At 63.0% G+C, this 7,661-nt stretch carries 7 protein-coding genes; 2 read left to right on the top strand and 5 right to left on the bottom strand.

From position 1 onward, the window contains the following. Window positions 1-703 precede the first annotated feature (703 nt). Complete coding sequence (locus tag CAF70_RS23800) at window positions 704-1,471, top strand: SDR family oxidoreductase (protein WP_013974408.1); 768 nt, start codon at window positions 704-706, stop codon at window positions 1,469-1,471. Between the two features lie 98 nt (window positions 1,472-1,569). Here CAF70_RS23800 and CAF70_RS23795 read toward each other — a convergent pair whose 3' ends face one another. The 3 genes from CAF70_RS23795 to CAF70_RS23785 all read right to left on the bottom strand — a co-directional run bounded on the left by CAF70_RS23795 (window position 1,570) and on the right by CAF70_RS23785 (window position 4,084). Then, entirely contained in the window at window positions 1,570-2,667 is a 1,098-nt protein-coding gene (locus CAF70_RS23795) for an AGE family epimerase/isomerase (RefSeq protein ID WP_085625810.1), read from the bottom strand. 164 nt (window positions 2,668-2,831) lie between these two features. Further along, on the bottom strand, window positions 2,832-3,464 hold the full coding sequence (locus CAF70_RS23790; protein WP_085625809.1) for a TetR family transcriptional regulator: 633 nt from the start codon (window positions 3,462-3,464) through the stop codon (window positions 2,832-2,834). 122 nt (window positions 3,465-3,586) lie between these two features. Next, entirely contained in the window at window positions 3,587-4,084 is a 498-nt protein-coding gene (locus CAF70_RS23785; protein WP_085625808.1) for a phage infection protein, read from the bottom strand. 340 nt (window positions 4,085-4,424) lie between these two features. Between CAF70_RS23785 and CAF70_RS23780 the strand changes: the two genes are divergently transcribed. Next, the gene (locus CAF70_RS23780; protein WP_085625807.1) at window positions 4,425-6,491 is read left to right on the top strand and encodes an AsmA family protein; all 2,067 of its coding nucleotides are present in this window, start codon (window positions 4,425-4,427) and stop codon (window positions 6,489-6,491) included. Window positions 6,492-6,620: 129 nt separating this feature from the next. Here CAF70_RS23780 and CAF70_RS23775 read toward each other — a convergent pair whose 3' ends face one another. Both CAF70_RS23775 and osmE read right to left on the bottom strand, forming a co-directional pair. Beyond that, window positions 6,621-7,151 (bottom strand): bacterioferritin, encoded by a 531-nt coding sequence (locus CAF70_RS23775; RefSeq protein ID WP_085625818.1) that lies wholly within the window; start codon window positions 7,149-7,151, stop codon window positions 6,621-6,623. A gap of 48 nt (window positions 7,152-7,199) precedes the next feature. Then, window positions 7,200-7,541 carry an osmotically-inducible lipoprotein OsmE gene (gene osmE / locus CAF70_RS23770; protein ID WP_085625806.1) on the bottom strand — a complete coding sequence of 114 codons (342 nt, stop codon included), beginning with the start codon at window positions 7,539-7,541 and terminating at the stop codon, window positions 7,200-7,202. Window positions 7,542-7,661 lie beyond the last annotated feature (120 nt).

Below are 7,661 nucleotides of genomic sequence, written 5' to 3'. Positions count from 1 at the left end.
GGGGCAATACCTGCCTTCAGGAGCGATCGGCCTCCCCGGAAGTGCTTCTTCAGCCCGACGAGAATAACCTCTCCCGCTAGGCCAGACACAACATACAAGGAGCGGCCTTGTGTCGCGATGGGCGGCAAAGCAGCCCCATTCTCGATGTGGACAACTTCCTGGATACCTGTCCCTGTACACATCATCACCCCATCCCAAGCTCTTGTTTCCACAGGCCAAGTCTTTTCCACGGATAATGTGGAACCGCCTGTGGAAAACATGGTGGCATATCCCTCAAGCCCTTTGATACCAAGCCTTGCAGAGCTATGATCATTTTTTGATCACATCGCCCTCATGGATGATTTTCCCAAGCTTTTCAAAGCTCTGCATGCATGCGCAGAGCAACGAAGATCCTGTGGATAACTCTGTGAAAAAACCTTGGACAGACCGCTGCAGGCGGCATACCTGAAAGCCTTGCGCCAGCACCGAAAAGATATCCACCGACCATGACACGCTGAAAGGGTTCCGCGCCGTGGACAAATTGCCCCCAATCTATGGGGAAAGCCTTGTGGATAACGTGCGCATAGCTGGCGGCGAGGCCTCTGCTGCAAGGCTTTGCCGCATATGATCAAAAAATGAACAGGGCCCTCGACGGGTTGCTGCCAGCGCCCAGCGCGGGCATGCTGCAAAACTGCCGATGACAACCCACCGTGAGGAACAGAGCATGACGTCCACCGTATTCATCACTGGCGCGACTTCCGGTTTCGGTGAGGCCACTGCCCGCCGCTTCGCCGAAGCGGGCTGGAAGCTGGTGCTCACTGGCCGCCGCAAGGAGCGCCTGGACGCTCTGTGCGCCGAACTGTCGGCCAAGACCGAAGTACACGGCCTGGTGCTCGACGTGCGTGACCGCAAGGCCATGGAGCAGGCCATCGCCAATCTGCCGGCCGGCTTCGACAAGCTGCGTGGCCTGGTCAACAACGCCGGCCTGGCGCTGGGTGTGGACGCGGCGCAGAACTGCAGCCTGGACGACTGGGAAACCATGGTCGACACCAACATCAAGGGCCTGATGTACACCACCCGCCTGCTGCTGCCACGGCTGATCGCCCACGGCCGTGGGGCGTCGATCCTTAACGTAGGGTCCGTGGCGGGCAACTACCCGTACCCGGGCAGCAACGTATACGGCGGCACCAAGGCCTTCGTCGGGCAGTTCTCGCTGAGCCTGCGCTGCGACCTGCGTGGAACCGGCGTGCGGGTGAGCAACATCGAGCCGGGCCTGTGCGAAAGCGAGTTCTCGCTGGTGCGCTTCGGCGGTGACCAGGCGAAATACGATGCCACCTATGCGGGTGCGGAGCCGATCCAGCCTCAGGACATTGCCGAGACCATCTTCTGGATCCTCAACCAGCCGGCACATATCAACATCAACAGCCTCGAGCTGATGCCGGTGAGCCAGGACTGGGCCGGGTTCTCGATCGACCGGTCGGTCAAGGGCTGATCCGAGGGCCTCTTCGCGGGCATGCCCGCTCCCACAGGGATAGCGCCGCCCTTGAGGGCGGCAAAGTACCTGTGGGAGCGGGCGTGCCCGCGAATGCGTCAGCTCAGGCGCTGCAAACCTTCCAGGCAAGTCGCCAGGTGGTAGGGCGTAGTCGATGGCATGTCATGCCGGCTGACACTGCCTTCGCCGTCGCGGCACTCATACCAGCCCGCCTCACGCAGGAACCGCGCCTGCAGCGCCTGCAACTGGCCAGCGAGCTTCGCTTCTCCACCTGCACGCAGTACCAGTGCCCGCAAGTATTCCGCCTGCGCCCAGATCCGCTGGGTGGCATCCAGCACCTGGCCATCCACCTCCAGCATCGACAGCACGGCGCCATCCTTCACCCCGTACTGTTCGGCGTAGCCGAACGCCCGGTCGATGGACGCATGCAGCGGCGTGTCACGCAGCAATGGCGAGGTATGCAGCAGGTAGAACCATTCGAACTGGTGCCCCGGCTCGAACCAGTTATCCACAGTGCCACGTGGCTTTTCCAGCATCAGGCCGTATTCCGGTTCGATGAAGTGCGCCTGCAGCGCCTCGCACAGTTGCAGCAGCGATTGCCGGGCGTGCTCATCGTCACGTACTGCCAGTACTTGCAGGAAGGCTTCGGCCAGGTGCATCTGCGGGTTTTGCAGTGGGCCGCTACCCAGGTCGGCCCAGTCCTCTGCGAGGCTGGCTTCGTACAGGCCATCGTCGCGGGCGAACTGCTGGTCGATGATGTCCAGCGCAGCGTTCAGCGTGGACTCCACCAGGCTTTCACGCACCTTGCCCCAGTAGTGGGCACAGGCGAAAACGATGAAGGCGTGGGTGTACAGGTCCTTGCGCCGGTCCAGCGGCTTGCCCTGGGCGTCGATGCTGTAGAACCAGCCGCCGTGCTCGGCGTCATGGAAGTGCTTCTGCAGCGAGCGGAACAAGGCGGCCGCACGCTCGGCTGCGCCGGGTTGGCCGATGCGGCTGCTGAACAGATACAGCTGACGCGCGCAGGCCATGGCCCGGTAGCGCTGCACCGGCAATGGCTGGTGCTGGGCGTCCAGGGCCTCGTAGGGCAGGGCCATGTCGGCGTTCCAGCCCGGGCCTTGCCACAACGGCACGATGCGTTCGGCGAAGTGCTGGTTGAAGCGGGCCAGTTCGGGCAGGGTGGGGCGGGGGTCGGACATTTCGGCGCTCGTCGCTGTCGGGCAGGGCGCCATGGTAGCAGAACTGGGGTTGTGGGTAGCCTGTGCCGGCCTCTTCGCGGGCACGCCCGCTCCCACAGGCTTGAGCAATGTGGGGTACCTGTGGGAGCGGGCGTGCCCGCGAAGAGGCCAGTACAGGCGATCGATCAGCCCGGATTGCCGAGCCCTTGCCAATGCCGCGCCCCCACGAAGATGAAGCGCAACTGCTGGGTGATCTTTTCCTGCGGTGTCAGCGCCTGTGGATAACCCGCCTCGGGGCTGTCGATAAGCTCGGGCAGGGTGGCGAATACGGTCTTCACCACCAGGTCGGCCATCACCGCCAGCGCGGCGCTGTCCAGGTGCTGCCAGCGCTTCATCCGCGCCAGGTCGGTGGCCAGGTCGTCGCTGATGTCCTGGCGCAGGCGGGCAATAGCCTGGCGTACGGCCTGCGAACCGCCGTATTGCTCACGGGCGAGAAACAGGAACTGCGCGCGGTGGGCGGCGACCACGTCGAGGAAGATGCGCACCGAGGCGTCGGTGATACCGCCCAGTTCGAATTCGTTGTGGCGCACCAGGCGGATCGTCTGGCGGAAGGTAGCGTCGACCTCGGCAACCAAGGCCAGGCCCAGGGCGTCCATGTCGGAAAAATGCCGGTAAAAGCCGGTGGGCACGATGCCGGCCGTTTTTGCCACTTCGCGCAGGCTGATACTGCCGAAACCACGGCCACTCTCCATGAGCTGGCAGGCTGCATCGAGCAGGGCCTGGCGGGTCTGTAGCTTCTGTTCGGCGCGCGGCAGCATGGTGCGGGCTTCTATGGCGGTAAGGCTGGGCACTCTAGTTAAAAAAACAAAGCCCGGTCAATGGACCGGGCTCGGAGGGGAGCAAGTGTTGCGACAGAGGTTGTTGTTTTCGGCCATGGTGATCAGCTCACACGGCTGAGTTCAACCAGGCGATCGGAGCCACCTTCGGCGACCCGGCCAGTACGTTCGATCAGGCGATCGGAGCCACCTTCGGCAACGCGGCCAGTGCGTTCGATCAGGCGATCGGAGCCACCTTCGGCAACGCGGCCAGTACGTTCGATCAGGCGATCGGAGCCACCTTCGGCAACGCGGCCAGTGCGTTCGATCAGGCGATCGGAGCCACCTTCGGCAACGCGGCCAGTGCGTTCGATCAGGCGATCGGATCCACCTTCGGCAACGCGGCCAGAGCGTTCGATCAGGCGATCGGAGCCACCTTCGGCAACGCGGCCACTACGTTCGATCAGGCGATCGGAACCGCCTTCGGCAACGGTTTTCAGCGGCTGGGCGATTTCCGCAGCGCTGGAACGCGATTCGGCGGTCAGGTGTTGCTCGTCAGCTGGCAGGGCAAAAGCGTTGGCAGCCAGGATGGACAGGGTCAGGGTCAGCAGATGGCGTTTCATGATTTCGGTGCTCCTCTCGGGGGCTGGAAAGTGGGTACGGAGCAAATGCTACGCCGCGTAACGCCAGAGAGAAGTTCATACGGGTAATGGTAACAATCGACCGTATTGATAGAGGCTTTAGACGCTCTGGAAAGCACCTTCCATGCTCAATGATGGCATTTTGTCAGTCCTGCTTCCCGGGTAACAGACGCAACCTGGCGCGACGCATTGCTGAGCAAAAGGCCAGGAAAACTTCGCTATCATGGCCCCGCCGATAAAACCCCCCGGGTTTTCATCAGTCCGAGATAGTGAGTGCCACCGCTGCGCCTGTTCTGTGCCATACCGCAAGGAGAATCACGCAATGACGCGTCCCGCCAGAATCCTCGTCTGGACCTTCACCAGCCTGCTGACCCTGCTGGCGATCCTGGCGGTGGTGATCGCCACCTTCGACTGGAACCGCGTCAAGCCCCTGCTCAACGAGAAAGTCTCCGAGGCCCTGCAGCGGCCCTTCGCGATCAATGGGAACCTCGCCGTGAACTGGCGCACCGAACCTGAAGAAGGGGGCTGGCGTGGCTGGGTGCCCTGGCCGCACTTCATTGCCGAGGACCTGACCCTGGGCAACCCCGATTGGCTCAAGGAGCCGAAAATGGTCGGCCTGGAACGCGTGGCGTTCCGCCTGGCGCCGTTGCCGTTGCTGTTCCAGCAGATCAGCATCCCGCGCATCGACCTGACCAAGCCCACGGCCAGCCTCACCCGCCTGGCCGATGGCCGCGCCAACTGGGCCTTCGACTTCGGCCCCAAGGACGAAAATGCAGAGCCTTCCAGATGGCAGCTGGATATTGGCGCCATCGGCTTCGACCAGGGCAATGTCAGCTTCGATGACCAGACCCTGAAAACCAGCATGGAGGTGCAGATCGACCCGCTGGGCAAGCCGATACCCTTCAGTGACATAGTCGGCAAGGCCAGCGCCGAGAAGGCTGGTGCCGCGCAGGATTATGCCTTCGGGCTCAAGGCCCAGGGCCGCTACAAAGGCCAGCCGGTGTCCGGCACCGGCAAGATCGGCGGCCTGCTGGCCCTGCAGGACGCCAGCCAGCCATTCCCGCTGCAGGCTGACGTGCGCATCGGCGACACCCATGTGGTGCTCGCCGGCACCCTGACCGACCCGCGCAACCTCGGCGCCCTCGACCTGCGCCTGCGCCTGTCCGGCGCCAGCCTGGGCAACCTCTACCCGTTGACCGGCGTAACCTTGCCCGACACCCCGGCCTATTCCACCGACGGTCACCTCAGCGCCAACCTGCACGCGGCGCAAGGGGCGACCTTCAACTACCAGGGTTTCAACGGCAAGATCGGTGACAGCGATATCCACGGCGACCTGGCCTTCGTGGCCAGCCAGCCACGGCCCAGGCTGTCCGGCAACCTGGTGTCCAACCAGTTGCTGTTCAAGGACCTCGCGCCGCTGATCGGCGCCGACTCGAACGCCGAGCAGAAGGCCCGCGGTGGTGCCAGCAAACAGCCGGCGGGCAAGGTGTTGCCGGTGGAAGAGTTCCGCACCGAGCGCTGGCGCGCGATGGACGCCGACGTCACTTTCGCCGGCAAGCGCATCGTGCATAGCGCGCAACTGCCGTTCAACGACCTTTCGGCCCACGTGATTATGGAAGACGGCCTGCTGCGCCTGGAGCCCCTGCGTTTTGGCGTGGCTGGCGGCAACCTGGCGTCCAGGATCCGCCTGGACGGCCGCAACGTACCGTTGCAGGGGCGTGCCCGGCTGACGGCGAGGGGCTTCAAGCTCAAGCAGTTGTTCCCCTCCTTCGCGCCGATGCAGACCAGCTTCGGTGAGTTGAACGGCGATGCCGATATCACCGGCCGGGGCAACTCGGTGGCCGCCTTGCTGGGCACGGCCAATGGCGACCTGCGCATGCTGATCAACGATGGCGCCATCAGCCGTAGCCTGATGGAGATTGCCGGGCTGAACGTGGGCAACTATGTGGTCGGCAAGCTGTTTGGCGATGAGGATGTGAAGATCAATTGCGCGGCGGCTGACGTGGGCATCAAGGATGGTCTGGCGACCACGCGGCTGTTCATCTTCGATACCGAGAACGCGATCATCTACATCAACGGCACGGCCAATTTCGCCACTGAGCAGCTGGACCTGAAAATTACCCCGGAATCGAAAGGCTTGCGGCTGTTCTCGCTGCGCTCGCCGTTGTATGTGCGCGGGCCGTTCGCCAAGCCCAGCGCCGGGGTGCAGGCGGTGCCGCTGGCGTTGCGCGGAGCCGGGATGGTGGCGTTGGGCGTGGTGGCCGGGCCGGCGGCGGGGTTGCTGGCGCTGATTGCGCCTAGCAGCGGAGATGATCCGAACCAGTGCACACCGCTGCTGCAGCAGATGAAGGCGGGCAAGGCGCCGGCTGCGGTGAAAGGGCGGAAATAGCAGGGGGCTGCTTTGCAGCCCATCGCGACACAAGGCCGCTCCTACAGGGAATCGCGCAAATCTGCCGAGACGCGATGCCTCTGTAGGAGCGGCCTTGTGTCGCGATGGGGCGCGAAGCGCCCCCAGCAATTACAAGCCTTGCAACAGGTCGGACATATCGTCCGCGTGCTCTTCTTCCTGCGCGAGGATGTCTTCAAAAATCCGCCGCGTAGTCGGATCTTTATCCCCAATGTACCGAATGATCTCGCGATAGCTATCGATAGCGATCCGCTCCGCCACCAGGTCCTCCAGCACCATTTCCTTCAATGAAGTGCCGGCCACATATTGGGCATGAGACCTCTGGCTCAGGTTATCCGGGTTGAAATCCGGTTCGCCACCTAACTGCACGATCCGTTCGGCAAGCTTGTCGGCGTGTTCGGCTTCCTGGTTGGCATGCTCGAGGAACTCATCGGCAGCCACGCTGGCCTTGATGCCGCTGGCCATGAAGTAGTGGCGTTTGTAGCGCAATGTGCAAACCAGTTCAGTGGCCAGGGCTTCGTTGAGCAAGCTGATGATTTGCTCGCGATCAGCCTGGTAACCCTCGGTCACGGCCCCGTTCTCGACATGCTGGCGGGCACGTTCGCGCAGGGTTTGCACATCGGTCAGTTCAGTCGCATTCATGTTCATCTCCTGGAACATCAGGGTGGTCATGGATATGGCCTGGAAGGCTTAGGCGCCGTTGACGGCGTCGCTGTCTTCTTCGCGTTGTTTGCACGTCTTGAAGCCCTTCGCGTCCACATGGCCGGTGGCGTCGAAGCGCACGTAGTAAGGCTGCTGGTGGCCGTCGTGGTTGAGGATGTAGTCGTTGCAGGTGCCGCCATGAGGGAGATCGATGACGTTGGACGGGCTGCCACCAATGGCAATGACCTTCTGCATGGTCATGCCTTTTTCCACCTGCTTGACCAGCGGCTCGTCGCGGTAGGTGACGTAGTCCACCGGGTTTTCCGGGCGGCTGCCGCAGGCGGCGAGGGTAGCGCTTGCCAGAAGGATTGCCAGGGTCTGCTTGTACATGGTCCCGCTCCTTGCAAAGGGTCTGTGTGGTTTGGAACCGCAGCGCGTGCCGGGAGTTCGATTGCGATGGTCATCAAGGCCGCTGTAGTGTTGGCCGGTCGTCCACGGAAAGGGGCTGGG

Origin of the sequence: Pseudomonas sp. B19(2017) (assembly GCF_002113165.1) — a bacterium.
Taxonomy (GTDB): domain Bacteria; phylum Pseudomonadota; class Gammaproteobacteria; order Pseudomonadales; family Pseudomonadaceae; genus Aquipseudomonas.
The sequence above is the reverse complement of the archived record's forward strand: the minus strand, read 5'-3'. Positions and strand labels throughout refer to the sequence as shown.